This is a genomic window from Thauera humireducens (genome assembly GCF_001051995.2).
GTDB classification, from domain to species: domain Bacteria; phylum Pseudomonadota; class Gammaproteobacteria; order Burkholderiales; family Rhodocyclaceae; genus Thauera; species Thauera humireducens.
Genome location: NZ_CP014646.1, coordinates 329,466 through 355,470 on the forward strand (window position 1 = coordinate 329,466; position 26,005 = coordinate 355,470).

At 67.5% G+C, this 26,005-nt stretch carries 26 protein-coding genes and 1 tRNA gene; 16 read left to right on the forward strand and 11 right to left on the reverse strand.

Translation table 11 applies throughout. The features are described from left to right. Positions 1–85 precede the first annotated feature (85 nt). The 7 genes from AC731_RS01550 to AC731_RS01580 are packed head-to-tail and all read left to right on the forward strand — an operon-like array spanning position 86 to position 6,364. Positions 86–688, forward strand: a complete 603-nt coding sequence (locus tag AC731_RS01550) for a thermostable hemolysin (protein ID WP_004292738.1) — start codon at positions 86–88, stop codon at positions 686–688. Beyond that, positions 681–2,183, forward strand: coding sequence for an AMP-binding protein (locus tag AC731_RS01555; protein ID WP_048708839.1), 1,503 nt, complete (start codon positions 681–683; stop codon positions 2,181–2,183). The genes AC731_RS01550 and AC731_RS01555 overlap by 8 nt, the downstream gene beginning before the upstream one ends. Beyond that, positions 2,167–2,832 carry a TenA family transcriptional regulator gene (locus AC731_RS01560; protein WP_232435142.1) on the forward strand — a complete coding sequence of 222 codons (666 nt, stop codon included), beginning with the start codon at positions 2,167–2,169 and terminating at the stop codon, positions 2,830–2,832. Before AC731_RS01555 ends, AC731_RS01560 begins: the two co-directional genes overlap by 17 nt. Continuing rightward, entirely contained in the window at positions 2,823–3,638 is an 816-nt protein-coding gene (locus tag AC731_RS01565) for an SDR family oxidoreductase (protein ID WP_082794221.1), read from the forward strand. The genes AC731_RS01560 and AC731_RS01565 overlap by 10 nt, the downstream gene beginning before the upstream one ends. 14 nt (positions 3,639–3,652) lie before the next feature. Then, positions 3,653–4,315 carry a tetratricopeptide repeat protein gene (locus AC731_RS01570; protein WP_237266583.1) on the forward strand — a complete coding sequence of 221 codons (663 nt, stop codon included), beginning with the start codon at positions 3,653–3,655 and terminating at the stop codon, positions 4,313–4,315. A 1-nt stretch (position 4,316) separates the two neighbouring features. Further along, complete coding sequence (locus AC731_RS01575; RefSeq protein ID WP_038010696.1) at positions 4,317–4,979, forward strand: response regulator; 663 nt, start codon at positions 4,317–4,319, stop codon at positions 4,977–4,979. A 23-nt stretch (positions 4,980–5,002) separates the two neighbouring features. Beyond that, the gene (locus tag AC731_RS01580; RefSeq protein WP_205626617.1) at positions 5,003–6,364 is read left to right on the forward strand and encodes an ATP-binding protein; all 1,362 of its coding nucleotides are present in this window, start codon (positions 5,003–5,005) and stop codon (positions 6,362–6,364) included. 48 nt (positions 6,365–6,412) lie between these two features. Here the strand turns inward: AC731_RS01580 and AC731_RS01585 are convergent, their stop codons facing one another. From AC731_RS01585 to AC731_RS01595, 3 genes are read right to left on the reverse strand one after another with little or no spacing between them, the layout of a single operon-like run. Beyond that, positions 6,413–6,961 carry a rhodanese-like domain-containing protein gene (locus AC731_RS01585; RefSeq protein WP_004252742.1) on the reverse strand — a complete coding sequence of 183 codons (549 nt, stop codon included), beginning with the start codon at positions 6,959–6,961 and terminating at the stop codon, positions 6,413–6,415. A 29-nt stretch (positions 6,962–6,990) separates the two neighbouring features. Next, positions 6,991–7,329, reverse strand: coding sequence for a hypothetical protein (locus AC731_RS01590; RefSeq protein ID WP_004291339.1), 339 nt, complete (start codon positions 7,327–7,329; stop codon positions 6,991–6,993). 13 nt (positions 7,330–7,342) lie between these two features. After that, entirely contained in the window at positions 7,343–8,695 is a 1,353-nt protein-coding gene (locus AC731_RS01595) for an NAD(P)/FAD-dependent oxidoreductase (protein ID WP_048708853.1), read from the reverse strand. Between the two features lie 510 nt (positions 8,696–9,205). On the opposite strand from AC731_RS01595, the gene petA reads away from it, so the two are divergent. Beyond that, the gene (petA, locus tag AC731_RS01600) at positions 9,206–9,799 is read left to right on the forward strand and encodes a ubiquinol-cytochrome c reductase iron-sulfur subunit (RefSeq protein ID WP_048710465.1); all 594 of its coding nucleotides are present in this window, start codon (positions 9,206–9,208) and stop codon (positions 9,797–9,799) included. Positions 9,800–9,839: 40 nt separating this feature from the next. Here the strand turns inward: petA and AC731_RS01605 are convergent, their stop codons facing one another. After that, on the reverse strand, positions 9,840–11,900 hold the full coding sequence (locus AC731_RS01605) for a TonB-dependent receptor domain-containing protein (RefSeq protein WP_048708855.1): 2,061 nt from the start codon (positions 11,898–11,900) through the stop codon (positions 9,840–9,842). Between the two features lie 110 nt (positions 11,901–12,010). Further along, the gene (locus AC731_RS01610) at positions 12,011–12,475 is read right to left on the reverse strand and encodes a hypothetical protein (protein WP_048708857.1); all 465 of its coding nucleotides are present in this window, start codon (positions 12,473–12,475) and stop codon (positions 12,011–12,013) included. 203 nt (positions 12,476–12,678) lie between these two features. On the opposite strand from AC731_RS01610, the gene gstA reads away from it, so the two are divergent. The 6 genes from gstA to AC731_RS01640 all read left to right on the forward strand — a co-directional run bounded on the left by gstA (position 12,679) and on the right by AC731_RS01640 (position 18,572). Then, positions 12,679–13,284: a glutathione transferase GstA gene (gstA, locus tag AC731_RS01615; protein WP_004252758.1), complete on the forward strand. Its 606-nt coding sequence runs from the start codon at positions 12,679–12,681 to the stop codon at positions 13,282–13,284. A gap of 154 nt (positions 13,285–13,438) precedes the next feature. After that, positions 13,439–15,286, forward strand: a complete 1,848-nt coding sequence (locus AC731_RS01620; RefSeq protein WP_048708859.1) for an NAD(P)H-dependent oxidoreductase subunit E — start codon at positions 13,439–13,441, stop codon at positions 15,284–15,286. After that, on the forward strand, positions 15,283–16,008 hold the full coding sequence (locus AC731_RS01625) for a 2Fe-2S iron-sulfur cluster-binding protein (RefSeq protein WP_048708861.1): 726 nt from the start codon (positions 15,283–15,285) through the stop codon (positions 16,006–16,008). The genes AC731_RS01620 and AC731_RS01625 overlap by 4 nt, the downstream gene beginning before the upstream one ends. After that, a complete protein-coding gene (locus AC731_RS01630) occupies positions 16,008–16,580 on the forward strand; it encodes an NADH-quinone oxidoreductase subunit B family protein (RefSeq protein WP_205626618.1) in 573 nt (190 codons plus the stop codon). Before AC731_RS01625 ends, AC731_RS01630 begins: the two co-directional genes overlap by 1 nt. Before the next feature lie 26 nt (positions 16,581–16,606). Then, positions 16,607–18,073 (forward strand): Ni/Fe hydrogenase subunit alpha, encoded by a 1,467-nt coding sequence (locus AC731_RS01635; RefSeq protein ID WP_048708862.1) that lies wholly within the window; start codon positions 16,607–16,609, stop codon positions 18,071–18,073. 49 nt (positions 18,074–18,122) lie between these two features. Continuing rightward, positions 18,123–18,572 (forward strand): hydrogenase maturation protease, encoded by a 450-nt coding sequence (locus AC731_RS01640; RefSeq protein ID WP_048708863.1) that lies wholly within the window; start codon positions 18,123–18,125, stop codon positions 18,570–18,572. Here AC731_RS01640 and AC731_RS01645 read toward each other — a convergent pair. Both AC731_RS01645 and AC731_RS01650 read right to left on the reverse strand, forming a co-directional pair. After that, positions 18,553–20,373 (reverse strand): GGDEF domain-containing protein, encoded by a 1,821-nt coding sequence (locus AC731_RS01645; protein WP_048708864.1) that lies wholly within the window; start codon positions 20,371–20,373, stop codon positions 18,553–18,555. The two genes, AC731_RS01640 and AC731_RS01645, sit on opposite strands and share 20 nt — an antisense overlap. 184 nt (positions 20,374–20,557) lie before the next feature. Continuing rightward, positions 20,558–21,529 (reverse strand): YcjF family protein, encoded by a 972-nt coding sequence (locus AC731_RS01650; protein WP_048708865.1) that lies wholly within the window; start codon positions 21,527–21,529, stop codon positions 20,558–20,560. A 108-nt stretch (positions 21,530–21,637) separates the two neighbouring features. On the opposite strand from AC731_RS01650, the gene AC731_RS01655 reads away from it, so the two are divergent. Next, positions 21,638–22,099 (forward strand): ProQ/FINO family protein, encoded by a 462-nt coding sequence (locus AC731_RS01655; RefSeq protein WP_048708867.1) that lies wholly within the window; start codon positions 21,638–21,640, stop codon positions 22,097–22,099. Between the two features lie 12 nt (positions 22,100–22,111). Here the strand turns inward: AC731_RS01655 and AC731_RS19740 are convergent, their stop codons facing one another. After that, entirely contained in the window at positions 22,112–22,273 is a 162-nt protein-coding gene (locus AC731_RS19740; protein ID WP_156480629.1) for a hypothetical protein, read from the reverse strand. 113 nt (positions 22,274–22,386) lie between these two features. Between AC731_RS19740 and AC731_RS01660 the strand changes: the two genes are divergently transcribed. After that, positions 22,387–22,462: transfer RNA gene (locus AC731_RS01660), tRNA-Thr, on the forward strand. Between the two features lie 147 nt (positions 22,463–22,609). On the opposite strand, the gene AC731_RS01665 is transcribed toward AC731_RS01660, so the two are convergent. The 3 genes from AC731_RS01665 to AC731_RS01675 all read right to left on the reverse strand — a co-directional run bounded on the left by AC731_RS01665 (position 22,610) and on the right by AC731_RS01675 (position 26,000). After that, positions 22,610–23,839, reverse strand: coding sequence for a M20 family metallo-hydrolase (locus AC731_RS01665; protein ID WP_205626619.1), 1,230 nt, complete (start codon positions 23,837–23,839; stop codon positions 22,610–22,612). Between the two features lie 62 nt (positions 23,840–23,901). Then, positions 23,902–24,987 carry a tartrate dehydrogenase gene (locus AC731_RS01670; RefSeq protein ID WP_048708870.1) on the reverse strand — a complete coding sequence of 362 codons (1,086 nt, stop codon included), beginning with the start codon at positions 24,985–24,987 and terminating at the stop codon, positions 23,902–23,904. A gap of 20 nt (positions 24,988–25,007) precedes the next feature. Beyond that, entirely contained in the window at positions 25,008–26,000 is a 993-nt protein-coding gene (locus AC731_RS01675; protein WP_048708871.1) for an asparaginase, read from the reverse strand. Positions 26,001–26,005: the final 5 nt, after the last annotated feature.

A 26,005-nucleotide genomic window follows, 5' to 3' on the forward strand; every position in this document is an offset into this window, starting at 1 on the left:
CGACGCATCGGCGGTTCGCTGCGCGCTTAAGCGTGGATTAATCCGCGCTGCTTACCTTGGCGGCAACGCGTTTCCAAGGACCGTCATGTCTGGCGCACTACAACGTCGCTTCAAGCGTTTGTCCGATGGCCCGTCGGTCTCGCACGTGGTCACAGGGCATCCCCGTCGCCACGTCGCCGAGGCATTCATCCGGGCCACCTTCAGGCAGGCCTATGCGGCCGACGTGCCGGCGTTCGCGCCGAACCTCATGCTGCTCGAGCAGGACGCGCGTCCGCTCGCTGCGGTGGGCTGGCGCAGCGCGGCCGAAGAAGGGTTGTTCCTGGAGCGCTACCTCGATGCGCCCATCGAGCGCGAGATCGGACGACTGGCCGGGCAGGCCGTGCCGCGCGACCGCATCGTCGAGGTTGGCAACCTGGCGGCGGAGCGCCCGGGCAGCAGCGTGGACCTGATCCTGCTGCTCGCGGCGCATCTCGATCTGCTCGGCTTCGAGTGGGTGGTGTTCACCGCGACGACCGAGTTGATCGGCATCTTCCGCCGCCTCAGCCTGCCGCCGCTGGCCCTGGCCCAGGCCGACCCCGAGCGTCTCGGCGGTCAGGCCCTCGCCTGGGGGCGGTATTACGACACCCGGCCGGTGGTCGTCGCCGGCAGGATTCGCATGGCGCTGGAGAAGGGGAGCGAGCGTGGCTGAATTCTCCTGGCTCGACGTGCTTGCGTCCCACGACAAGGATGCGCCCCTGCTCGACTCCGGCCAGCGACGCTGGCGCGCGACCGAGATCGCGGACGAACTGCGCGCCCTGCAGCCGCGGCTGGCAGCGTCGAAGGTGGTTGCCGTGCTGGCCGACAACGGGCCGGCGTGGGTGATGGCCGATCTCGGTACCCAGCTGGCGGGCAAGGTGCATCTGCCGCTGCCGGCGTTCTTCACGCCGGCGCAGCTGCGCCATGCGCTCGAGCACAGCGCGGCGGACACGGTCCTTACCGACATGCCGGAACGCATCGGCGCGCTCGATCTCGGCTTCTGCCACACGGGGCGCTGGCAGGGCCTTTACTGGATGCGGCGGATCGTCCCGGCGGTGTCCCTGCCCGAGGGCACCGCGAAGATCTCCTATACGTCCGGCAGCACGGGCGCCCCGAAAGGCGTCTGCCTGTCGCGCGAGGGCCTGCTCGACACGGCCGGCGCCGTCGGCGAGGCGACGGCGGCGCTGGCGCTGCAGTGTCACCTCGCCGCCTTGCCGCTGGGGCTGCTGCTGGAGAACGTGGCGGGTGTCTATGCCGCGTTGCTGCGTGGCATTCCCGTCCATCTGCCGCCGCTCGGGACGATGGGCTGGCAAGGCGGCGCAGGCTTCGATCCGGCGCGGCTGGATGCGGTCGTGCGTGAAAGTGGCGCGGTGAGCCTCATCCTCGTTCCGGAACTGCTGAAGGTCTGGAGCCTGTGGCTCGCCGCCCGCGGGCTGATGGCGAGCGAGCGTCTGCGATTCGTCGCGGTGGGTGGCGCACGCGTTGCCCCCGGGCTGCTCGAGCTTGCGCGGGCGCGGGGCATTCCCGCCTATCAGGGCTACGGCTTCACCGAGGCCGGATCCGTCGTGAGCCTGAACCTGCCGGGTGACGATGGCGAGGATGCCGGTTCGCCCCTGCCGCATGTGCGGCTGTCTGTGCGCGAGGGCGAGGTCGTGGTGCATGCGCGTGCCTTCCTCGGCTACGTCGGCGGCGTGCGCGCCACTTCCGGCGCATTTTCGAGCGGCGACCTCGGACATCTGGATGAGCGCGGCCACCTGCATCTCGACGGCCGGCGCGGAAACCGACTGATCACCTCCTACGGACGCAACGTCTCGCCCGAATGGGTCGAGTCCCTGCTGCTGGCCGATGCCGGCGTGGCCCAGGCCGTCGTTGTCGGAGACGGCCGGCCGCAACTCGCTGCGCTGATCGTTCCGTCACCGGGCGCCGATCCGGCGGCGCTCGCGGCGCTGATCGACCGCGTCAATGCCGCCTTGCCCGACTACGCCCGCGTCCGGCACTGGTTGGCCGTGCAGCCGTTCACGGTCGACAACGGCCTGGCGACGGGCAACGGCCGCCCCGTGCGCACACGGGTCATCGAACACCATTCAATGCAGATCGACGCGCTTTACGCCGCCTCATCTAATGAAACGAACGCCAACGACAAGGAAGCCAATGATGTCTTTCCATGACCAGCTTCGCCTGGAGACCGACGAGGCGCGCCAGCATCTCGTTACCGCGCCGATCATCGTGGACTGCCTGGCGGGCCGGGTCAGCCGCGAGGCGTATGTCGCCTTCCTCACCCAGGCCTATCACCACGTCAGGCACACCGCACCGCTGCTGATGAGTCTGGGCGGCCGGCTGCCGGAACGGCAGGGCTGGATGCGCAAGGCGGTGGCCGAGTACATCGAGGAAGAGATCGGCCACGAGGAATGGATCCTCAACGATATCCGCGCCGCAGGCGGCGATGCGGAGGCCGTTCGCGCCGGTCGTCCCGATCTCCCGGCAGAGGTGATGGTGGCCTATGCCTACGACCTGATCAGCCGCCGCAATCCGGCAGCCTTCTTCGGCATGGTGTTCGTGCTCGAGGGGACCAGCGTCGCGCTTGCGCTTACCGCCGCCGATCGCATCCAGGCAGCGCTCGGTCTGCCGGACGCCGCCTTCTCGTACCTGCGCTCGCACGGCACGCTCGACCAGGCGCACACGCAGCACCTGGCGAGTCTGCTCGAACGCATGGAGCCCGAGGATCAGGCCGACGTGGTTCACGCCGCACGCGTGTTCTTCAAATTGTACGGCGATGTGTTCCGTGCGCTGCCGGGCGAGGGCGGATCATGCGACTGACCGATGCGCGCGTCGTCCTCACCGGCGCGACCGGAGGGCTGGGCGAGGCGCTGGCGCGCCAGCTGGCGATGGCCGGGGCGTCGCTGCTGCTTACCGCCCGCGACCCCGCGCGCCTCGAACGGCTTGCCAGCGCTGTGAATGGGCCATGCAGCGTGCTGGCCGCCGACCTCTCCGCCGCCGAGGGCGTCGATCGGCTCGCCGCCGCCGCCCGCCAATTCGGCGCCAACGTGCTGATCAACAATGCGGGCATCGGAGGCTTCGGCCTGCTCGAAGAACAGGGCTGGGGCGAGGTCGAACGCATCCTCACGACGAATCTCGCGGTGCCGGTCAGGCTGACTCAGGCCCTGCTGCCTTCGCTGCGCGCACAGCCCGCGGCGGTGGTTGTGAACATCGGCTCCGCGTTCGGCAGCATTCCGTTCGCGGGTTTCGCGGCCTACTCGGCCGCCAAGGCGGGGCTGCGCGCCTTCTCCCAGGGGCTGCGGCGCGAGCTGGCCGATACCGGAGTGCGTATCGTGCATGTGGCCCCGCGGGCGATCGACACCGCGCTCAACTCGCGGGCGGTCAGGCAGCTCAATGCCGAACTCGGCAACGCCAGTGACGCGCCTGAAGCCGTCGCCGGCGTCGTGATCGCCGCCATCGAGGACGAGTGCGCCGAGCGCGTTGTCGGCCAGCCCGAACGTCTCTTCGCCTGGCTCAACGGCTGTGCACCCGCGCTGGTCGATCGCGGCCTGCGCGGCAAGTTGTCCACCATCAAGCGGCATGCCGGCGATCGGACGATCGCCGCCGCCGGACTTTCGCAATCATGAGAAGGAGCTCTCCGATGACATCCACCGTCGTTCTGCGCCGAATGCTGTTCGCTGCGGCGCTCTCGTTCGGTCTGCCCGCCGCCGCCCAGCAGGCGGGCGCGCCCGAGGCGCTGGTCGCACCCATCCAGGTGCGCTGGGCCGAGATCAAATACCAGCAGCCTGCCAAGGAGCAGGCGCAGCTGTACCGCAGCCTTGCCGAACAGGCTCATCAGATGTCGGAGGCGCACCCCAACGAAGCGGCCGTGCTGATCTGGGAAGGGATCGTGCTGTTGAGCGAGGCCGGGGCGCGCGGCGGGCTCGGGGCCCTGTCGCTCGCCAAGGATGCGAAGGCCGTGCTGGAGGAAAGCCTCAAGCTCGACGAGCACGCGCTGGACGGCTCCGCCTACACCAGCCTGGCGACGCTCTATGCCAAGGTGCCCGGCTGGCCGCTGGGCTTCGGCGACAAGGCGCAGGCCGAGGCGCTGTTCAAGAAGTCGCTGGCCATCAACCCGGACGGGATTGACCCGAACTACTTCTATGGCGAGTATCTGATCGAGACAGGACGGATCTCCGAGGGGCGAGTGTTCCTGGAGCGGGCGCTCAACGCGCCTCCGCGCCCGGGGCGTGCGCTTGCGGATACGGGGCGCCAGGGCGAGATCCGTGCCCTGCTCGCACGTGCCGCCAGGGAAGGGAACTAATGTGAGGATCTTGCTGGTCGAAGACGACGCCCTGCTGGGTGACGGGATACGGGCGGGGCTGGAGCTCGACGCCTATGCCGTCGACTGGGTGCGCAACGGCGAGCAGGCGCTGCATGCCCTGGACAGTCACAGTTACGAAGCCTGCATTCTCGATCTCGGCCTGCCGGGGAAGGACGGAATCGCGGTGCTGAAGGAAGCGCGCAGCGCGGGCGACCGGACACCGGTGCTGGTGCTGACCGCGCGCGATACCCGCGAGGACAAGATCGGAGGGCTGGATGCGGGTGCGGACGACTACCTCACCAAGCCCTTCGACCTCGGCGAACTGCAGGCGCGACTCCGCGCGCTGATCCGCCGGGCCAGCGGTACGGCGCGACCCGTGCTCGAGCATCGCGGCGTCGTGCTCGACCCCTCGACCAAGCGCGTGACCGCCGATGGCTGTGAGGTGACGCTTTCGGCGCGCGAGTATGCCTTGCTCCAGGACCTGCTCAGCCATCCTGGTCACATCCGCAGCCGGGCGCAGCTCGAGGAGAGCCTCTACGCATGGGGGGACGAAACCGGCAGCAATACGGTCGAGGTCTATATTCACCACCTACGCAAGAAGCTTGGCGCCGATTTCATCCGCACCGTCCGGGGTTTCGGTTATCAGCTTGGGGTCGAGGGGTGAGGCGAGGGCGCCTGCAGGCCGGAATGCGGTCCCTGCGCTGGCGATTGCTGGCGGCGGTGTCCGTCGCGGTGTTGCTGCTGTGGTTGCTCACGGCCTGGTTCAGCTACACCAAGGCGCAGCACGAGGCCGAGGAGTTGATGGATGGCAGCCTCGCGCAGACGGGCCGGCTGCTTCTGGCGATCACCCAGCACAACGACGACGATCTGGGGAAGCTCGCGAGCCGCCTCGCCACGGTGCGGGGAGCAGCGGACAACGTCTATGAGCCCCCGCTCGAGTTCCAGCTCGGCCTGGGCGATGGCACCATCCTTGCGCGCTCGATCGGGGCGCCGGTTCTGCCTGTGCTCGGGGTGCCCGGCTACAGCGACATCCTGCGCAAGGACGGCTCGTGGCGCGTCCTCAACGTGGTGTCGGGCGACGGGCGGCATCGGGTGCAGGTTTCGCAGTCGATCGGCCTGAGGGACCGCGCCGCGCTCGAGGTAGCGGGGCAGACCGTTCTGCCGCTGGCGATCATCACCCCGGTGCTGCTGCTGCTGATCTATGTGTCGGTCGTGAAGGCGCTGGACCCGCTCAACCGGCTCGCGCGAGACGTGGCGGCGCGCAGCGCGGACAACCTGGCCGCCCTGTCCCGCGAGGACGTGCCCAACGAGGTCGGACCGCTGGTCGCGGCCATCAACCGATTGTTGCTGCGCGTGGCACGGGCGCTGGACAACGAGCGTCGCTTCACCGCCGACGCGGCGCACGAATTGCGGACGCCGCTGGCCGCGATCAAGGTGCAGACCCAGGTTGCGCGGCTCAGTCGCGATAGGGCGCAGACGGCGCGTGCGCTGGGGCAGATCGAGTGCGGTGTGGACCGCGCGACCCGCCTGGTCGAGCAACTCCTGCGCCTCGCGCGGCTCGATCCCCTGAACGTGCTGCCCGACCCGCAGCCGCTCGACCTGCTTTCGCTGACCGAAGGCACGCTGGCCAACGTCCTCGCCGCCAATCCGGCGCTGACGCAGACCGTTCGGCACGAACTGCCGCCACGGGCTCCGCGCGTGTATGGCGACGCCGACCTGCTGGGCATCGCCTTGCGCAACCTGATCGACAATGCGCTCCGCTACACGCCTGCCGGGAGCAGCATCGTGATCCGCGTGGAGGATGAGGAGGGCGGTCGCGTCTGCCTGTGTGTGCGGGACGATGGTCCGGGCGTGCCGGACGAGTTGATCACACGTCTCGGCGAGCGCTTCGTCCGGGGGCGCGACACGCTGGCCGAGGGCAGCGGGCTGGGCCTTGCGATCGTGTCACGCATCATGCAATTGCACGGCGGGCGCTTCTCGGCCCGGAACCTCGCGACGGGCGGGTTCGCCGCGTGCCTGTGCGGTCTCGTCAGAGCCGAGCCGGTATGAAAAAGCCCGGCACCTGGCCGGGCTTGCTGAAGGGCGTCGTCTTCGGGTTCAGCGCGAGTCGACGCGGTGGATCTTGTCCGCGTTCATCCTGGGCGACCACGGCAGGCCGCTGTTCTGCCAGCCGTTCTTGAGGCGGAAACCGGCCTGCGGGCCGTCCTTGATCGCGTCGCCCTGAAAGCCGTTGATGACGTAGCGTGCGTTGGGGAAGCCGCTCTCGCGCAGCAGGGCGGCGCTCGGTTCGCCGCGCTCGCTGCCCGAACGGCACATGGTGATGATCTCGGCATCGGCACTCAGACCGCGCCGGGCGAGTTCCAGCTTCACCTGATTGACGAAGTCCGGATTGCGGTAGAGGCGGAACACGCCCTTTTCGGCATTCCATTGCGTGCGGTCGACCAGCATGAAGGGCACGTTCGCGTGCACCGCATCGCTGAAGCCGACGAACATGATCTCGACCGGGTCGCGGACGTCGATGAACAGCACGTTCGGTTCGGCCTTCTGGATCTTGGCATAGGTCTCTGCCGCCGAGAGGCCTATGTCGGTCGCATGGGCGGTGAGGCTGGCGAAGCCGATGGCGGCAGCGATCAGGAGCTTCTTCATCTGATGGGTTCTCCGGTGATGGGTTGGGTTCAGGCCTTGCGGTGCAGGTAGGCAGCGATCGGCCAGGCCAGCGCGGCCGCGACCGCGCCGAAGGCGGCGGCGTAGAAGAACAGGTTCATCCAGTCCACCCAGTAGCCCATGTTGGCGAAGGACGACTTGGTCATGGCTGGGGTGATGAAGAAGGTGATCGCCGTGGCGATGAGGCCGGTGATGAAGGCCGGGGCGAGGGCCTTCGTCCAGCTGGCGCCAGGCCGGGTGGCGGCGAAGAGCATCAGCGCCAGCCACAGCACGACGGTGCCGACGACGGCGGGCAGGTACTGCATCCCGAGTTCGAACAGGATGTTCAGGGTCAGCCAGATCTCGTACATGTCGTCTCTCCCCTCAGACCCGGCCCTTGGCCACGGCCATGTAGGCGGGCTTGAGCAGGCGGTATTTCATGACCCAGGCGAAGTAGCTGTCCTGCAGCGGATCGATCATCGGCAGCGAGGTTGTCAGGTTGTTCTCGTAGTCGAACTCGACCAGCAGCGCCGAGCCTTCGCGCAGCAGCAGCGGGCAGGAGGTGTAGCCGTCGAACACCAGCGACGGTTCGCGGCCGGCGATCACCTCGATCAGGTGCTGTGCCACGATCGGCGCGCTCTTCTTGACCGTCGCGGCGGTCTTGCCCTTGGCGGTGCCGTTGATGTCGCCAATGCCGAAGACGTTGGGGAAGCGGCGGTGGCGCAGGGTCTTGGGGTCGACCTCCAGCCAGCCGCCGGCGGCAAAGCCGCCTTCCTTCCACGACAATGGGCTGTTCTTCACTGAGTCGGGTGCGCGCATCGGCGGCACGACGTGGATGAAGTCGTAGTCGATTTCGCTGCGTTCGCCTTCCGGGCTGGTCACGGTGGCGCGGCGCGCGCCGATGTCCACCGCCACCAGCTTGCTGTTGAAAGTGACCGAGATGTCCAGTTCGGCCCAGCGGCGCAGGACCTCCTCGTTGATGCGCGGCACGCTGAAGATGTTGCCCAGCGCGGAGTGGAAGTCGATCGTCGAGGCTTTGCGCGTGCCGGCTTGCTGCAGGCGGTCCGCGAGCATGAAGGTCATCTTCAGTGGCGCGCCAGCGCACTTCAACGGCGTCGCGGGCAGCGTCATCAGGGCGCGCCCGCCTTTCTGGCGGAGCGTGTCCATCGCCTGCCAGGTCGCTTCGGCCGCCGCCGGGCTGGGATAGACGCAGCCCAGGCCGTGGGTGCCGATCGCGGCGACGTCCATGCCTTCGATCTGGGCGAAGTCCAGATGCAGGCCGGTGGCCACCACCAGGTAGTCGTACTCGATGCGCTTGCCGCTGTCAGTGACGACCGCGTTGGCCTCAGGGTCGAACTCCGCCACCATCTCGCGCACCCATTCCACGCCGGCGGGCACGAGATCGGCGTTGCGGTCGCTGACCTTGCTCACCGGCCAGATGCCGGTCGCCACGAGGGTGTAGCCGGGCTGGTAGTTGTGGATCTCCTTGCGGTCGATGATCGTGATCTTTGCGCCGTCCAGCTCGCGCGACAGGCGGCTGGCAATGGCGAGGCCGCCCAGGCCGCTGCCGGCGATGACGATGCGGGCCGAGGTCTTCAATGAAGCCTGTGCTGATTGGGTGCCGATCGACAGACCAGCACCAGCGACGACCGGCAGGGCGGACGCGCCGAACAGCAGACGGCGGCGCGTGGTGTCCACCACCGACGCGGCAAATGGGACTTGTGGCTTGTGGGTCATGTCTCGCTCCTCTCCGGCTTGACGCCTGTTCAGGGGCCGATACCGGCTTCATCCGTTTTTTCTGAATCATATAAGCGCCTGATGAAATGGCCATGCCTGTCGCAGGGCTATGTGACCGAGGTCACACAGCCCTCCGTTGCATGGGATTCGTCGTTCCATGCACTCCGACTCTCCGAGATCTCGCCAGCAGGTGCCTTGCTTGCGCCGGTGACAGACAGAATGAGGACTGTCATGGTGGCGGTCATGTGGCGCGAATTCTGTCGTTGAGGCAGTCGTGGCAGCGCTGGAAGCGTGGGCTCCGGCGATGAACGGGCGTGGATGCTGGGAGTCCGTAGCTGGCACGGGCATTGCTGACTGGATCTGAAGAAGCGGAGTCGTGTCGTGGTCGACACCAAGATCGTCCCTCCCCTCTACGGTCATAACCCCCGTGGCGACGGCCCGATGAACTCCACCGGCTCCGCTTCTCTTTTCTTCTGCGCACTGCGCACCCCCCAATCGGAGACGCAGAACATGTCAGACACCCTGAAGCAGGATCGTCGTCGGCTCCTGATCGCCACTTCCGTTGCCGGCGCGGTCGGCGCCGCGGCCACTGCCGTGCCCTTCGTCGCCAGCCTGACGCCGTCCGAACGGGCCCGCGCCGCTGGCGCGCCGGTCGAGGCCGATGTCAGCAAGCTCGCCGCGGGCGAGATGATGACCGTCGAGTGGCGTGGCAAGCCGGTGTGGATCCTGCGCCGCACGGCTGAGATGCTGGCCAGCCTGGAAGGGCACGAGCCCCGGCTGGTCGACCCCGCGTCGGTCGAGCCGCAGCAACCGGATTACGCCGCCAATCGCCATCGCTCGATCAATCCCGAGTACCTGGTGGTGATCGGCATCTGCACCCACCTCGGCTGCTCGCCCTCGGAGAAGTTCGCGCCCGGCGCAGCCAGCGGCATCGGCGAGGACTGGCCGGGCGGCTTCCTGTGCCCCTGCCACGGTTCGATCTTCGATCTGGCCGGGCGCGTGTTCCTCAGCCAGCCGGCACCGACCAACCTCGAGATTCCGCCGCACAGGTGGCTGTCCGCGAGCCTGGTGCTGATCGGCGAGGACGGCGCCGCGGCCGCATGAACGGATAGCGCGAGCTGCGCTATCCGCCGTGCCCTTCAGCTCAGAATTCGAGCCTCACGCCGACCGCAAGGTTGCGGCCCTCGAGCGGCGCGGCGTTCTTGATGAACGAGGTGTGCGCGTAGGCCAGCTGGTTGCCGAGGTTGTTGCCCTTGACGTAAATCTGCCAGGGCGTCGTGTTGTAGCGGCCGCTGTAGCTCAGGCCGACATTGACCATGTTGTAGCCCGGCGTTTCGCGCTCGAACTCGGCGACGTCGTCCTGGCGACCGACGCGATAGACCTCGGCCTCGGCACGCCAGGCATTCCACTTGGCATCCAGCCGCAGGCCGACACGATGCGCCGGGATGCGCGGCAGGTTGCGGTCGCCGTCGCCCGCCTCGAGCCTGGCGCGAACGTAGTCGCCGAAGAGCGTCAGGCCGAAGGTGGCGTCGAGCTGCTGGCGGATGGCGCCCTCGATGCCGGTGAAGCGGGCGTCGCGCTGGGCGTACTCGATGAGCTGGAAGTCCTCATGGGCGTCGAGCGTGCGGGCGTGGATGTAGTCGTCGATGCGGTTGTGGAACACGCTGACGGAGAAGGTGGTCGGTCCGGCGAGCTTGCGCAGCGTCAGGTCGACGTTGTTGGCCGTCTCCGCCTTCAGCTTGGGGTTGCCGCGTTCCCAGGTGCTGGTCGCCATGTGCAGGCCGCGTGCGTAGAGCTCCTCTGCCGTCGGCAGGCGCTGGGTGCGCGACAGCGTCATGCCCAGGCTGTACTGCGGGGCGAAGTTCCACACCGCGCCGAGCGAAACCGAGTTGCCGCGGTGGCTGCGGTCGCGCTGGGTGCTGCTGTCAACGTCGATGTCCTGCCATTCGTGACGCAGGCCGGCTTCGAAACGCCAGTCGGACAGTGTGTATTCCTCGGTCAGGAAGGCCGCGTGCCGGGTCGTCACGGTGGGGGGCACGTAGGCTTCGTCGCCGTCGGCGCGGAAGTCGCGGCGGCCCGTCTGCAGGCCCAGCACGCCGCGCCAGCCGCCGAGCGGCGCATGTTCGAGTTCGACGCGGGCATCGCTGGCCTTGCTGCGGAAACGGGTGCCGACGCTGTCGATCCCCTCGGCCCGCTCGATCTCGTCGTGGCCGTAGTCGGTGTAGGACGCGCGCAGGCGGGCGCGGGTGAAGCCGGCGAAGGGCTCCAGCAGTTCGCCGCGCAGGTCCCAGCGTTCGCTGTCGAGCTTCACGTAAGGGGTGCCGCCGTGTTCGTCGTGTTCATGGTCGTGATCGTGCTCGTCTTCCGCGCCGTGGTGGCCGCAGTGGAGATGGTTGCCGTGCGGGTGGCAGGCTTCGTATTCATGGCTGTGCCCGGGTAGCCCGTATTCGTTCTGCTGACGGGTATAGGCGAGGCCGAGATAGCCGCGCGCGCCCACCCAGGACATGCCTAGGCTGCCGGTCTCGGTCTGGTTGTAGCTGCCGTCGACCCGGCTGTGGTCCCAGCCGCTGCCGACACGGTAGTCGCGCGCGTCGCGCTTGAGCCCTTCGGCATGGAAGGCGAGGTTGCCGCTGCCCGCCGTGACTTCGAACGCGCCGGCGACGCCGTTTGCGACACTGTCGGCACGCAGTTCCACGCTGCCTTCGACCCCGCGTTCGGGCACGGCGGTGGGGACGCGCTTGTCGAGCACGTTCACGACGCCGCCGAGTGCGCCGCCGCCATAGGCCAGCGCGGACGGGCCGCGCAACACCTCGATCTGTTCGCTAAGCATCGGTTCGAGCGCCACGGCGTGGTCGGGGCTGATCGTGGACGCGTCCATGATCTCGCTGCCGTCCGACAGCAGCTTAACGCGCGGCCCGTCCATGCCACGGATGATGGGCCGGCTGGCGCCGGCGCCGAAGTGGCTGGCGGCGATGCCGGGTTCACCAGCCAGCGTCTCGCCGAGCGTGGCGGCACGACGGCGCACGACTTCGTCGCCGGCGAGCACGCTGACCGGGGTGCTCATCTGATCGCTGCCGAGTGCGAGCGCGCTGGCAGAGACCGTGACCGGGGCAAGCGCGGTGTCGTCCGCGTACGCGACGGCGGACCCGAAAGCGAGGGCGAGGCTCAGCATGAGCGGGGTGGGTACGGTTTGAAGCCTGGACATCGGTGTTCTTCCTTCGTGTTCTGTTTGCGCAAGGCAAAGGCCGCCCTTCGTCCTGGCTAGCGCACCGGACGGAGAGGCGTCATGCAGGCCGGGTCACTGACCCGACGGTTTCAGCAGGGGATGGGGCGAAGGACCGATGACGGCGGCGCGCGGCAGCGTGGCCGCCGCGGACTGGAGGACGACGGGTCCGGCGGGAGGGCGATGGCCGGGAGCGTGGCGCCGTCGTCGTCGCAGGTGAAGGACGCCGGCGCGGCTGGAGGTAGATCGAGCGCGGCGAGCGCCAGGCATTCCAGGCAGACGGCGCCGGCGTGACGACCGTCTTCCTCGCCCGGCGATGCGCCGTTCGTCGTGGTGCTCGTGGCGGCCCGGTCTGGCTCTGCCAGATGGGACAGCGCATGTGCGTGCACCTCGATCTGCACGGCGAGCAGCGTGAGCGCCAGGACGAGCAGCAGCGCCCTGCCGGCAAGCACGTGTCCGTCGCCGATGCGGCGGGCGAGTCGGCGGGGGTGCGGAAGCGACAGGATGAAAGCACGCAGCCCGGCGCGGGGTCGGGCTGCGGGTGCGGCGCAGGACATCGCCGCATTCTAGAATGAGGCGGCATCTAAGGCAACAAAGTTGCAATAAACGGGTGGGATGCACGCCGAAGACCTGCAAGTCTGGTCGGGCGTGCCTCCCGGTGCTCCCGTCACCTGGTCACGCTTCAGCAACCTGAGGCGTGGCCGCAGTTCTCGCGGCTGCGGCATACTGCGCTTTCCCCTACAACACGGAGATTCGCCTCATGAAGCTCTACTACAAGCCCGGCGCCTGCTCGCTGTCACCCCACATCGTGCTCGAAGAGTGCGGCCTGCCGTACGAGACCGAAGCGGTCGATCTGAAGACCAAGGTGACGGCCGGCGGCGCCGACTTCACGCGGATCAACCCCAAGGGCTATGTGCCGGCGCTGCTGCTCGACGGCGGCGAACTGCTGACCGAAGGGCCGGCGATCGTGCAGTACCTTGCGGACCGCGTGCCGGAGAAGAGGCTCGCGCCGCCGAACGGCACGGTCGAGCGCTACCGCCTGCAGTCGTGGCTGACCTTCATCGGCACCGAACTGCATCGATCGTGCTCCCCCTTCTTCAACCCCGCTTCGGGTGACACCTGGAAGGCGGCGGCGATGGCCAATCTCGAACGCCGGCTCGATTACACGAACGGCGAACTGGCCGGCAAGGCGTATCTGCTGGGCGACGATTTCAGCGTGGCCGACGCTTACCTGTTCACCGTGCTGAGCTGGATGCCCTTCGTCAAAATCGACCTGTCGCGCTGGTCCAACCTGACTGCCTTCCAGGCGCGCGTTGCCGCCCGCCCGGCGGTGCAGGCCGCACTCAAGGCCGAAGGGCTCGCCTGAGGATCTCCGCCGCCCTGAAGAGGGCGGCTGTGCCGGCGGCGGACGCAGAAGCAGAGGTCTTGATCCGCGTCACGATCGAGGCGGATTGTCGTCCGTCGCCGGTACGCCCGGTCTGGTGCTGGTGCAGAATGGTCGGGCAGACCTCGCACGATGCATGTGGACCCCTTCGAGGCAGGAGGAAGGCGTGGCCGTCACGAACATCGAGTCGATCCTGGAGCGGCATGCGTATGAGGCGCACCGCCTGGTGCAGATCCTGCGCGAGACGCAGGACGCGTTGGGCTGGCTGGCGCCGGAGACGCTGACCTGCATCGCACACCGGCTGCAGATTCCGCGTGTGCAGGTCGAGAGCACCGCGAACTTCTACAGCTTCTTCCACATCCGTCCGCTGGGTGAGTACCGCATCCTGTTCTCGGACAACATCACCGACCGCATGCTGGGCAACCAGGCGTTGATGCAGGCCCTGTGCGAGAAGCTGTGGCTCGAGCCCGGGCGCGTCGCCGAGGACGGCCTGGTCAGCGTGGACACCACGTCCTGCACCGGCATGTGCGACCAGGGGCCGGCGCTGCTTGCCAACTACCGCGCGATCACCCGGCTCACACCGGCGCGCATCGACGAGATGGCACACCTGATCCGCCGCCGCGTGCCGGTGGGCGACTGGCCGCCGGAGTGGTTCCACGTCGAGGACAACATCCGTCGCCGCGACGTGCTGCTCGACCACGGCCTGGCGCCGGGGGAAGCGCTGGCGGCCGCGCTGGATCGCGGTCCTACGGGGCTGCTGGGCGAGATCGAGCGCTCCGCCCTGCGCGGGCGCGGTGGCGCGGGCTTCGGCAGCGACATCAAGTGGCGTTCGTGCCGCGACGCCTGGGGCGACGCACACTACGTGATCTGCAACGCCGACGAGGGTGAGCCCGGCACCTTCAAGGACCGCGTGCTGCTCAGCAGCGACTTCGACATGGTGGTCGACGGCATGTGCATCGCCGGCTTCGCCATCGGCGCGAGCAAGGGCTTCATCTACCTGCGCGGCGAATACCGCTACCTGCTCGACCGGCTCGAGACCCGGCTGGCACAGCGGCGCGAGGCGGGGCTGCTCGGGCGCGATATCCTCGGCCGCGGCTTCACCTTCGACATCGAGATCCACCTTGGCGCCGGCGCCTACATCTGCGGCGAGGAATCGGCGCTGATCGAGTCGCTCGAGGGCAAGCCGGGCAAGCCGCGCATCCGCCCGCCGTTCCCGGTGACCCACGGCTATCTGGGGCAGCCGACCACCGTCAATAACGTCGAGACGCTGGCGCTGGCAGCGCTGATTGCGGTGAGGGGCGGCGAATGGTTCCGCGCCATCGGCACCCCGGCCTCGACCGGCACCAAGCTGCTGTCGGTGTCGGGTGATGTGGCGCGGCCCGGCATCTACGAATTCCCCTTCGGCGTCAGCGTGGCCGAGGTGCTGGAGGCAGCCGGCGCCACCGACACCCAGGCCGTGACCACCGCCGGCGCCGCGGGTTCGTGTCTGGCCGTCAGCGAGTTCGGCCGCCGCATCGCCTTCGAGGACGTGCCCACCGGCGGCTCGATCATGGTGTTCGACCAGTCGCGCGATATGTTCGAGGCCGCGCGCAACTTCGCGCACTTCTTCGCGCACGAGAGCTGCGGCTTCTGCACGCCGTGCCGGGTCGGCACCGCGGTCAATGCGCGGCTGATGGACAAGCTCGCCCTCGATCGCAGCTCGCCCTACGACCTCGACGAGATGGAGAGGATGCACCACCTGATGCAGGGCGCCAGCCATTGCGGTCTGGGCAACACGGCGACGATCGCGTTGCGCGACATCCTCGCCAAGTTCCGCCCGGCCTTCGACCGCCGCCTGCATTCGCCCGACTACGAACCCGGATTCGATCTCGATGCCGCCCTGTCGCAGGCGCGGCGCATGACCGGTCGCGACGACGCGGGCGCGCACCTCACCGACAACCGCAGTGCGCATGCCGGCGGACATCCGAGCGAGGCCAAGCCATGACCAGCAGTTTCCTGCTCGACGGCGAGGAAGTCCCCTTCACCCCCGGCCAGACGGTGATGCAGGCGGCCAGCGCCGCGGGCAAGTACATCCCGCACCTGTGCTGGCATCCGGATTTCGCCGCGCATGGCTCGTGCAAGCTGTGCACCGTGAAGATCGGCGGTGGTTTCGCCACCGCCTGTACGACCCGCGCCGCAGCGGGGCAGGACGTGGAGAACGGGACCGAGGAACTCACCGCCAAGCGCCGCACGCTGCTGCAGCTGCTGTTCGTCGAGGGCAATCACTTCTGCCCCTCGTGCGAGAAGAGCGGCAGCTGTGTGCTGCAGGCCAGCGCCTACGAGGTGGGCATGCTGAGTCCGCACTTCGATCACTTCTATCCCGACCGCGCGGTCGATGCCTCGCACCCCGACGTGCTGCTCGATTTCAATCGCTGCATCATGTGCGAGCTGTGCGTGCGCGCCAGCCGCGAGGTGGATGGCAAGAACGTGTTCGCGCTGTCGGGCCGCGGGGCGAAGTCGCATCTCATCGTCAACAGCGAGAGCGGGCGGCTGGCCGACACCGATTTCGCCGCCACGGACCGCGCGGCCGAAGTGTGCCCGGTGGGCGTGATCCTGAGGAAGCGGGTGGGCTTCGCGGTGCCGATCGGGCAGCGCGACTATGACGCCAGGCCGATCAGCCAGAGGGTGGTGGAGAAGCTTGCCGATGGCGAGCAGGAGGCCGGGTGATGAGCAGCGAAACCCTGGACGCAGGCATGACGCCGCGCAAGCTGAAGGTTGCCACCGTGTCGCTGGCCGGTTGCTTCGGCTGCCACATGTCCTTCCTCGACATCGACGAGCGCATCCTGCCGCTGCTGGAACGGGTTGAGTTCGACCGCTCGCCGATCACCGACATCAAGCACTGCGGTCCCTGCGACATCGGCCTGATCGAAGGCGGCGTGTGCAATGCCGAGAACGTGCATGTGCTGCGCGAGTTTCGCGCCAACTGCAAGGTGCTGATAGCGCTGGGCGCCTGTGCGGTCAATGGCGGCCTGCCGGCGCAGCGTAACCACCTGGAGCTGGCCGACATCCTGCAACAGGTCTATCGCACCGGCCATGGCCTGGCCGAGGGCAGCCAGATCCCCAACGACCCCGAGCTGCCGCTGCCGCTGAACCAGGTCCACGCGGTGCACGAGGTGGTCAGGATCGACTACTTCCTGCCCGGCTGCCCGCCCTCGGGTGATGCGATCTGGGCCTTCCTGACCCAGCTCATCAAGGGCAGGGCGCCCACGCTCGGCCACGGCCTGTTGCAATACGACTGATCGAACCGAATGCCCGCGAGACTGCCATGAGCTTCGAACTCGAAACCGCCGCCGTTGCCGGCGAGAACCTGCGCCGCGTCGCCATCGACCCCGTGTCCCGCGTGGAGGGCCACGGCAAGGTCACGATCCTGCTCGACGAGCACAACAAGGTGCATCAGGTGCGCCTGCACATCGTCGAGTTCCGCGGCTTCGAGCGTTTCATCCAGGGCCGGCCGTACTGGGAGGTGCCGGTGATGGTGCAGCGCCTGTGCGGCATCTGCCCGGTGTCGCACCACCTGGCGGCGAGCAAGGCGCTCGACGTGATCGTCGGCGCCGACCGCCTGACGCCCACTGCCGAGAAGATGCGCCGTCTGATGCACTACGGCCAGATCCTCCAGTCGCACGCGCTCCACTTCTTCCACCTGTCCTCGCCCGACCTGCTGTTCGGTTTCGACTCGGAAGTCTCCCGGCGCAACATCGTCGGCGTCGCCGAGAAGTATCCCGACATCGCAAGGCGGGGCATCCTGTTGCGCAAGTACGGCCAGGAGGTGATCCGCCACACTGCCGGCAAGCGGGTGCATGGCACCGGCTCGGTGCCGGGCGGGGTGAACAAGTCGTTGACCGCTGCGGAGCGCGCCGAGCTGCTGAAGGACGTCTACCAGATGATCGCGTGGAGCCGCGACGCGGTGAAGATCATCAAGGAACTGCACGAGCAGAACCCGGCGCTGTACGACCGCTTCGGCACCTTCCCGTCCAACTTCATGGGCATGGTCGCACCCGATGGCAGTCTCGACCTTTACCACGGCGTGCTGCGTGCCAAGGACGCCGCCGGGAACATCCTCTTCGACCACGTCGACTACCAGACCTACGACACGCTGATCACCGAGGAGGTGAAGCCCTGGAGCTACATGAAGTTTCCGTACTTCACCTCGATGGGGCCGGAGCAGGGCTGGTACAGGGTCGGCCCGCTCGCCCGCGTGCAGAACTGCGACAGCATCCCGACGCCGTTCGCCGAGCACGAGCGCCGCGAATTCGTCGCCTACGCCGGCGGCAAGCCGATGCATGCCACGCTCGGCTATCACTGGGCGCGCATGATCGAGATGCTGTTTGCCGCGGAGACGATCAAGGAACTGCTGCATGACGATGCCCTCGCGGGCTCGGACCTCGTCGTGGCCGGCGAGCGCCGCCACGAGGGCGTCGGCGTCATCGAGGCGCCGCGCGGCACACTGTTCCACCACTACCAGGTGGGGGACGATGACCTGGTGACGATGGCCAACCTGATCGTGTCGACGACCAACAACAACCAGGCGATGAACAGTGCGGTGCGCGAGGTGGCGAAGCAGTATCTCGACGGCAAGGAGATCACCGAGGGCCTGCTCAACCACATCGAGGTGGCGATCCGCGCCTACGATCCCTGCCTGTCGTGCGCCACGCACGCGCTGGGCAAGATGCCGCTGGAGGTCACGCTGCTCGATGCCGGGGGGCGGATGCTCGACCGCAAGTACAAATCGTGATTGCGCGGGCTTGGGGTGCGCGCCACGTCGCGGCGATGGGCGGTGCTGGATGAGCCGGGCGCCGATTCTGGTCTTCGGTTGGGGCAATCCGGCGCGCGGGGACGATGCACTGGGGCCGCTGTTCGTCGATGCGGTGGAGGCGATGGGCCTGCCCGGCGTCGAATGCCTGACGGACTTCCAGCTGCAGGTGGAGCATGCGCTGGATCTCGAGGGGCGCAGCCGCGTGCTGTTCGTCGATGCGTCCTTCGGCGCGCCCGAGCCGTTCGGCGTCGCGCCGCTGCGCGCCCGGCGCGACGACAGCATCACCACGCACGCGATGACGCCGCAGGCCGTGCTGCAGGTGTATCGCGACCTGCAGGGCGAGCCGCCGCCCGCCTGGCTGCTGGGCATGCGTGGCGAACGCTGGGCACTGGGTGATCCGTTGTCGGCGTCCGCGCGCAGGCATCTGGACGCCGCGCTGCACTGGGCGCGCGACTGGCTTACACGGCCGCCTGCTTGAGCGGTGCCTGCATCACCCGGTTACGCCCCGCCTGCTTGGCCTGGTACATCGCCGCATCGGCGCGCTTCATCGCAGCCTCGAACGATTCGCCTGTGCCCAAGGGCGTGACGCCGGCGCTGAAGGTGATCACGATCTTCTGCTGGTCGGCCATGAAGAACTCGCGCGTGAGTTCGCGCTGCAGGCGGATCAGCGCCCGGTAGGCGTCGTCGGTCTCGGTCTCGGGCAGCAGGATCAGGAACTCTTCGCCGCCGAAGCGCGCCAGCACGTCCTGCGGCCGCAGGTGCTTGCGCACGACGTTGGCAAGATGCACGAGCGCGGCGTCACCCGTGTGATGGCCGAGCGTGTCGTTGAGCTTCTTGAAATGGTCGATGTCGAGCAGGCCGATCGATAGCGTGCTGCCGCGACGCTGGGCGCGGGCCGCTTCCTTCTCGAACACCTCTTCGAGGCCGCGCCGGTTGAGGGTGCCGGTCAGCTGGTCGTGCCGCATCTGCCGGCTGGCCTCGTCGAGTTCTTCCTGCAGCTTGGCGATGCGCTCCTCGGCGAGGCGGGCCTGCTCGCGGGTGGCGATCAGTTCGTCGCGCGAGCGTTGCGCTTCATCCTGCATGCTGCGGGTTTCCTGCATCACCTCGTCGAGCAGGGGGCCGATGGCCGAAATGTCGTTGACCTCCGCGATGCGCTGGGCGCAGGAGCCAATGCGGTCGTGATAGGCGCCGGTGCTTTCGGAGAAGCGGGCAAGCTGGTCGACGAAGCCGGCGAGCATCTGGCGCAGGTGCCGCTGGGTTTCGACCAGGTTGTGCTTGAGCTGACTCTGCTTGTAGATCAGATCCTTGAGGCGGCGACCAGCATCGTCGATGTTGCGCGGGTTGGGTGGCGCATCGATGATCTCGCGCAGCATCTCGATCTGGCCGGCGAGCCACTTGTCGTCCAGCACCAGGTCGTCGATGTTCCGCAGCAGCAGGCGCAGCAGTTCCAGCAGTCCGCTGCGGATCTCGGCATCGTCCGCTGCGGTCATCTCGAGCCGGTGCGCCAGCTGGCGCAGTCGCGCGCCGATGCGGTCGAGGCGGGCGGTGTCGTCGGTCGCGCCGACCTCCTGCGCAATCTGCGTGGCTTCGTCGGCGAGCTCGGGGTGATCACCGAGGAAGGCCGGCACCACGTCCTGCAAGGTGGCCTGCAGCAGCTTCAGCAGGGTGGCGGCGTGCTCGTTACCGACCAGTCGCAGGATCTGCGTACTCGTTCCCGCCGGCCTGGCGGGCTGTGCCGGCAGGGCTGCGCCGCCCGTCGCCTCTGCACGACTCTCGCCGCCCGGGGATTCGCCGCCTTCCTCAGCTCCGCCCTGGTTCCAGCCCCGCAGCAGTCCTTGCAGGCGTGCGTGCAGGGTGGCGGGATCGGCTGCGTTCAGCACCCGGTCGAGCGATTCGCGTTTGCGCGCGGTGGTCCACCCCGGCTGCCGAGCCTCCCAGGCCCGCAGCAGGTTGGCGATCAGCTCGTTCCAGGCCGGCGGTTCGAGGGTCTTCAGCCCGTCCAGGTAGCGCCCTAGCGCTTCCTCCGCAGCCTTGAGCTTGCCGGCCGCCAGTGCCTGGTCGAACTCGCGGCCGATGCGTTGGCGTTCGGCCGAATCCCGCGGCAGGCGCAGACCCAGCGAGCGCAGGAAGGATTCCGACGCCCCTTCGTCCTCGCTGCGGGTGCCGGCGATCTCGTGATAAAGCTTGCGGTAGTTGTCCGGCGTCGGTGCCACCCGACGCAGGGCGAGCTGACGAAGGGCTTCGCGTGCGACTTCGGAGGGGTTGCTGAGGACGCTCATGAATGGGAAACCGGTGCTCGCAGGTGTATGCGCCGATTATATCGATAGCCCGCACCCGCGAAGGAACAGACGTGATGTCAGTGAGCGGCGGAGCTTGCATCTGCGGTGCCCTCCAGGGGGCCGCGAGACGAACAAGCGGACCCGTCCGCGGCTATGCCGGGAACGGCTCCGCATCATTCAATCCTCAGACGCGCAACTCGTTCATCAGCTTGCCGACGTCGAGCGTGCGGGCGCGTTCCTCGATCTGAGGCGCGTAGCGCTGCTGCAGTTCGCGCGCCTCGCCGACCAGCCCGCTGAACGAGGTCTTGAGCGCATCGCCGCTCAACGAGCGTCCGCCCGCGTAGTAGCGGCGGGCGACGTGACCGAGCGCGTAGGTGCTCGCGAACGAGAAGGCCGAGCCCGTGGCAACGCTGCCGATCGTGCGACCGGCCTTGCCCAGCATCTTGCCGAGCAGTCCACCGACCAGCTTGCGGCCAAATTGCTCGACGTATTGCGAGGTCAGGCCCACGCCGACCGTGGCGAGGAAATCCTTGATGTGACCGCGGTCGAGCTCGTACCCGTAGGACTTGCCGATCCGGTACACCAGCCGCGTCTGCAGCGGGATGATCGCCATCGAAGCCAGCGATTGAGGCAGGAGTTCCAGCGCGCCGTTGAGGATGGAGGCGTTGAGGATCGTCCGGTCGAGTTCGGCGTCGCTCATCGTCGAGTGGCGCGGGCCGGACCCTGCAGCCGTCGCTGCAGGCGGGGTGGCCGATGAGGCTGCCGGGGCGACGTCGAGGGGCAGTTCGGCCAGCTGGTCAGCCTGTGCAGTGAATGCGTCGGCTTCGGCGCGAGCCAGGCCGAGCGCGGTCCGCAGGCGGTCGAGGAACGCCGTCTCGCGGGCATCGTGGACGCCGTCCGCATCGCACACGCCCACCGCGAACTCGAACGCGAGATGGCGCAGCTCCGCTGAGTCCAGGGCCGCCGCAGCCGCGTCGAGACTGAAGCGGCCGAGCAGCACATCTTGATAGACCTGCATCAGGTCCACGCCGCTGTTGGCGCTCAGCGATTCGGCAATACGCCGGATATGCTCGCGCTCGCGATCGTCCTTATGCTGGTCGGCGAAAGCCGCCATCAGGCAGATGGCGACGATGGCTCGGGTCTGTTCGGCTTGCATCCTGAAGTCCTGTCATGGTTTCGGAGAGGCGGGGGCGGGTAGAATACCGGCCTTGATCACCTTGGGATGAAATCGACCGCGTCCCGCCTGTAAGAGTTCTTGTCACCCATGATTACCGAAAACGACGGCAGCACGGCTGCTGCGCCCGAGTCCGATTCATCTGTCGCGCCGGCCGCGCCAAAACAGCGCATCGAGCCGCGTGCCCTGCTGCAGCGCCTGCAGAAGGAATTTGCAGCCTTCCGCGACTGCAAGCCGCTGGCGTTGAAGATCGACGCCAGCATTGCCGAGCGTCTGCCCGAGATCGATCGCAAGAGCCTGCGTGCAGCGCTGCGCATGCACACCGCGTCGACCCGCTATCTCAAGGCGGTGGAGCGTTCGCAACAGCGCTTCGATCTCGATGGGCAACCTGCCGGAGAGGTCACGGAAGAGCAGCGTACGCACGCGGCAACGACTTTGAAGGAGCGGTTCGCTGCGGTCGCCAAGTTGCAGAAGGAGAAACGGGAAGCCGAGGCCGCCGAGAAGCGCCGTACCGAGAAGTTGCAGCAACTCGTGAGCAAGTTCGGGCGCTGAACTGCGCCAGCGCTAACAGCGGCGCTGCACCAGGTTCTGCGAGCGAACCAGCCAGGTCGCGGCGCCAGCAATCACGCTCAGGGCAACGCCCGCCGCCAGGTTGCCGGTCCCCAGCATCAGGCCGGCAAGCAGGCCGAAGGCAAGCAGCAGGCGGGTAAGCAGCGTTTCGGTCATGATTGTCTCCGACGTCGTGTGTTTGATGTCGGTAACTGTAAATCCATACAGTCATTGATGCAAGAGCATCGTGCAGCCTTCGATTCGCGCTTGCGCTATAATCGCGCTCCGCTGCCGGCATAGCTCAGTTGGTAGAGCAGCTGATTTGTAATCAGAAGGTCGTGGGTTCGATTCCTATTGCCGGCACCAAAGAGTCAAGCAAGAACGCCAACCCTTCGGGGTTGGCGTTCTTGCTTTCTGGCACCGTGTATTAATCCTGTAAGCAGGTCCGGGCGGTCCGGGTACGCGAGCGATGCACTGGATTAAGTCGCCGGCGCGCTCGGCGTTTCCGTCGTTCTAGCAGGCGAGCTCGGTCAGGACGGCCGCGAGAATGCGTGCGCCTGCGATCAGATCCGTCTCGTCGGTGTTTTCGGCCGCGTTATGACTGATCCCCCTGTGGCTGGGAACGAACAGCATCCCCGTCGGGCACACATCTGCCAGATGCATCGCATCATGGAACGCACCCGATACCAGCCGGTAGGAGGGTTCGCCAGAGGTCGCGACGGCGGCCTCGACGATCGAAACGACTTCGTCAGCAAAAACGGTCGGAGTCCGCTGCATGAGGCGACGGACTTCAGCGGTACACCTGCCGGTGCCTTGGGCCACGATCTCGCGGATGTGGTGTTCGAATGCAGCGAGGCGCGCTTCTTCCGGGTGTCGCAGATCGATCGTGAACGTGACGCGGTCAGCAACCGTGTTGATGGCGCCCGGGGCTGTGTCGAAGCGGCCCACGGTGACGCGGAGGGCTGGGTCTTCGAGGGAGGCAGCCCTATCGCCGATGCGGGCGACCATCCTTGCCGCGGTCATCAGGGCGTCGCGGCGATCGTCGAGCGGGGTTGTGCCCGCATGCGCGCTGCTGCCGCACACGGTGATCTCGAACCAACGCACGCCCTGGATCCCGGTGACGATCCCCAGTTTGCAGCCAGACACCTCCAGGATGGGCCCCTGTTCGATGTGCGCTTCCAGGTAGGCCCGGACCGGACGGCCAAGCGGCACGTTCAAGGCTTCGGGTGTCGCCGCCACGGTGGCATCGCGCTCCGTCTCGAAGCGCACTCCGCTGGCATCGGTGCTGCCCAGAAAGGCTGCGAGGGACGCGGGTTCTGCGAAGGCACTCGAGCCCATCGCCCCTGGACTGAAGCGGGAGCCCTCTTCGTTGGTCCAGATCGCCAGCTCGATCGGATGCCGTGTGTCGATACCCGCCGAGTCGAGTGCGAGCAAGGCTTCGAGCCCCGCGATGACTCCGTAGGCTCCGTCAAGCCAGCCGCCGACCGGTTGGGTGTCGATGTGGCTGCCCGTCATCACGGGCGGCAGGCTGTCATCGGTACCGGCGCGGCGCAGGAAAAGGTTTGCCGCCGCATCGACGTGCCAGCTGTACCGGGGACCTGATACTTGCTGGATGAGCCAGCGCCTGGCCTCGCGCTCGGTGGCGGTCAGGGCTTCGCGCGCAACGCCGCCATCCTCGCGGCCGCCGAAGCTTGCCAGCGTGCGCTGCATGCCGATGAGCCGGCTGCCGTCCACCTGGGCCATGGCCTGTCTTGCTTCTTCGCTGAGCGAAGGACGGGTGTTTGCCGCACGCATCGCGATACGCCTCAGATCCGATTCAGTGCGGCGGTGACGGCTTTGCCCATCTCCGTCGTGTCCGCCGAGCCGCCGAGGTCCGGTGTGCGCGGGCCGTGCTCGAGCACGTGCTCGATGGCGCTGACAAGCTCCTGCGCGGCCGCAAGGCATGCGGGCTGGCGCTCACCGAGGAATTCGAGCATCAGTGCAGCCGACCAGATCATGCCTACGGGGTTCGCGATGTTGCGGCCGTAGATGTCGGGCGCGGAGCCATGCACGGGCTCGAACAGCGAGGGGAAGCGGCGCTCGGGGTTCAGGTTCGCCGATGGAGCGATGCCGATGGTGCCGGCGCAGGCCGGGCCGAGGTCGGAGAGGATGTCGCCGAAGAGGTTGGAAGCGACCACGACGTCGAAGCGCTCGGGCGAGAGGACGAAGCGAGCCGTGAGAATGTCGATGTGATACTTGTCCCAGCGGACCTCGGGGAAGCCGGCGGCAGCCACTTCGAGACGTTCGTCCCAGTACGGCATGCTGATTGCGATACCGTTCGACTTGGTAGCCGAGGTCAGGTGCTTGCGCTCGCGTCGGGCCGCGAGCTTGAAGGCGTAGTCGAGTACGCGGTCGACGCCGTGGCGCGAGAACACGGCCTCCTGGAGCACGATTTCGCGCTCGGTGCCACCGAAGATCCTGCCGCCGAGATTGGTGTATTCCCCTTCGGTGTTCTCACGCACGACGAGGAAATCGATGTCGCCCGGCTTCTTGCCGGCGAGCGGGCAGGGTACGCCGGGCATCAGCCGGACGGGGCGCAGGTTGATGTACTGGTCGAATTCACGGCGGAACTTCAGCAGCGATCCCCACAGCGAGATGTGGTCGGGCACGACCTCGGGCCAGCCCACCGCGCCAAAGAGGATCGCATCGAAGCCCTTCAGGCGCTCGAACCAGTCCGGCGGCAGCATGTCGCCATGTTCGCGGTAGTACTCGGCGCAGGCCCAGTCAAAGTGTTCGTACTCAAGCGACAGGCCATGGCGCTCACTGAGCGCGGTGAGCGCGCGCAGGGCTTCGGGCATGACTTCCTTGCCGATTCCGTCACCCGGGATAACGGCGATTCTCGATGCAGACATGATTTTCCTCGTGAAAGGCTTCAGCAGCGGTCTTGCTGCCAGTCGAAGGCGGTTCGGATTGCCTGCGGGGTATTTGCCCCGTTGGCCAGAAGCAGGGCCAGGCGGATGCGTGCCTTGCGTGCCGTCAGGTGACGCACGCCGACGGCACCGGCCTCTTCCAGCTCGTGCAGGGAGCCGGGAAATTGGTAGCTCTGGTGGGTCGCGCCATGAAGGGTGGAACTGCAGACGAGGGTGGAAAGACCCCGGTCCATTGCCGAACGCAGTGCCGGCATCCAGCAGGGCGGCACATGTCCGCGCCCGACGCCGTCGATGACGAGGCCGGCCGGTCCGCTCTCGAGCACGGCCTCGAGGAACGCGGCCGAGGCCCCTGCATACACGGGCAGGATGTCGACCCGCGGCAGGGGCGCGCGCAGCATCAGGCGTTGCTGGCGCATCGGCCGCTGCAGGATCTGGACCTCGCCGTTGTCGATGAAGCCCAGGCAGCCCAGTCCCGGCGCATCGAAGCCGTCGAGGCGGAAGCTGCTCACCTTGCGTACGAAACTGGCGCTGTAGAGCGACTCGTTGAACGCCACCATCACACCCATGCCGACCGAATGCACCGATGCGGCAGCGTCTATCGCGCGTTTCAGATTGGCATGTGCGTCACTGCCCAAGGCATGTGGCACGCGCTGCGACCCGGTGACGACGACTGGCACCTTCGCGGTGTCCAGCACGCACTCGAGAAAATAGGCCGTGTCCTCGAGTGTGTCCGTGCCGTGCGTGATCACGATCCCGTCGGCCAGACCGCCGGCAATCAGAGCCTCGCACCGCCGGGCAATCGTCACCCAGTCGGTAGCGTCGATGGCATTGCTTGGCTTCTGGAGTACCGACTCGACTTCGAGCCGGACCTCTTCGCCCAGTGCCAGCGCCTGAACCAGCGCCTCGCCCGGCAGCGCCCCGGACACGTCGCGGCCGTCCTGGCCGGGCGCGCTCGCGATCGTGCCCCCAGTGGAAAGCAGGAAGATGCGTTTCATGGGGA

Coding starts and splice junctions, on each gene's coding strand:
- AC731_RS01550 (WP_004292738.1), top strand. CDS start 86: ATGTCTGGCGCACTACAACGTCGCTTCAAGCGTTTGTCCGATGGCCCG.
- AC731_RS01560 (WP_232435142.1), top strand. CDS start 2,167: ATGATGTCTTTCCATGACCAGCTTCGCCTGGAGACCGACGAGGCGCGC.
- AC731_RS01565 (WP_082794221.1), top strand. CDS start 2,823: ATGCGACTGACCGATGCGCGCGTCGTCCTCACCGGCGCGACCGGAGGG.
- AC731_RS01570 (WP_237266583.1), top strand. CDS start 3,653: ATGACATCCACCGTCGTTCTGCGCCGAATGCTGTTCGCTGCGGCGCTC.
- AC731_RS01580 (WP_205626617.1), top strand. CDS start 5,003: ATGCGGTCCCTGCGCTGGCGATTGCTGGCGGCGGTGTCCGTCGCGGTG.
- AC731_RS01585 (WP_004252742.1), bottom strand. CDS start 6,961: ATGAAGAAGCTCCTGATCGCTGCCGCCATCGGCTTCGCCAGCCTCACC.
- AC731_RS01590 (WP_004291339.1), bottom strand. CDS start 7,329: ATGTACGAGATCTGGCTGACCCTGAACATCCTGTTCGAACTCGGGATG.
- AC731_RS01595 (WP_048708853.1), bottom strand. CDS start 8,695: ATGACCCACAAGCCACAAGTCCCATTTGCCGCGTCGGTGGTGGACACC.
- petA (WP_048710465.1), top strand. CDS start 9,206: ATGTCAGACACCCTGAAGCAGGATCGTCGTCGGCTCCTGATCGCCACT.
- AC731_RS01605 (WP_048708855.1), bottom strand. CDS start 11,900: ATGTCCAGGCTTCAAACCGTACCCACCCCGCTCATGCTGAGCCTCGCC.
- AC731_RS01610 (WP_048708857.1), bottom strand. CDS start 12,475: ATGTCCTGCGCCGCACCCGCAGCCCGACCCCGCGCCGGGCTGCGTGCT.
- gstA (WP_004252758.1), top strand. CDS start 12,679: ATGAAGCTCTACTACAAGCCCGGCGCCTGCTCGCTGTCACCCCACATC.
- AC731_RS01620 (WP_048708859.1), top strand. CDS start 13,439: ATGTGGACCCCTTCGAGGCAGGAGGAAGGCGTGGCCGTCACGAACATC.
- AC731_RS01625 (WP_048708861.1), top strand. CDS start 15,283: ATGACCAGCAGTTTCCTGCTCGACGGCGAGGAAGTCCCCTTCACCCCC.
- AC731_RS01630 (WP_205626618.1), top strand. CDS start 16,008: ATGAGCAGCGAAACCCTGGACGCAGGCATGACGCCGCGCAAGCTGAAG.
- AC731_RS01635 (WP_048708862.1), top strand. CDS start 16,607: ATGAGCTTCGAACTCGAAACCGCCGCCGTTGCCGGCGAGAACCTGCGC.
- AC731_RS01640 (WP_048708863.1), top strand. CDS start 18,123: ATGAGCCGGGCGCCGATTCTGGTCTTCGGTTGGGGCAATCCGGCGCGC.
- AC731_RS01645 (WP_048708864.1), bottom strand. CDS start 20,373: ATGAGCGTCCTCAGCAACCCCTCCGAAGTCGCACGCGAAGCCCTTCGT.
- AC731_RS01650 (WP_048708865.1), bottom strand. CDS start 21,529: ATGCAAGCCGAACAGACCCGAGCCATCGTCGCCATCTGCCTGATGGCG.
- AC731_RS01655 (WP_048708867.1), top strand. CDS start 21,638: ATGATTACCGAAAACGACGGCAGCACGGCTGCTGCGCCCGAGTCCGAT.
- AC731_RS19740 (WP_156480629.1), bottom strand. CDS start 22,273: ATGACCGAAACGCTGCTTACCCGCCTGCTGCTTGCCTTCGGCCTGCTT.
- AC731_RS01665 (WP_205626619.1), bottom strand. CDS start 23,839: ATGGCCCAGGTGGACGGCAGCCGGCTCATCGGCATGCAGCGCACGCTG.
- AC731_RS01670 (WP_048708870.1), bottom strand. CDS start 24,987: ATGTCTGCATCGAGAATCGCCGTTATCCCGGGTGACGGAATCGGCAAG.
- AC731_RS01675 (WP_048708871.1), bottom strand. CDS start 26,000: ATGAAACGCATCTTCCTGCTTTCCACTGGGGGCACGATCGCGAGCGCG.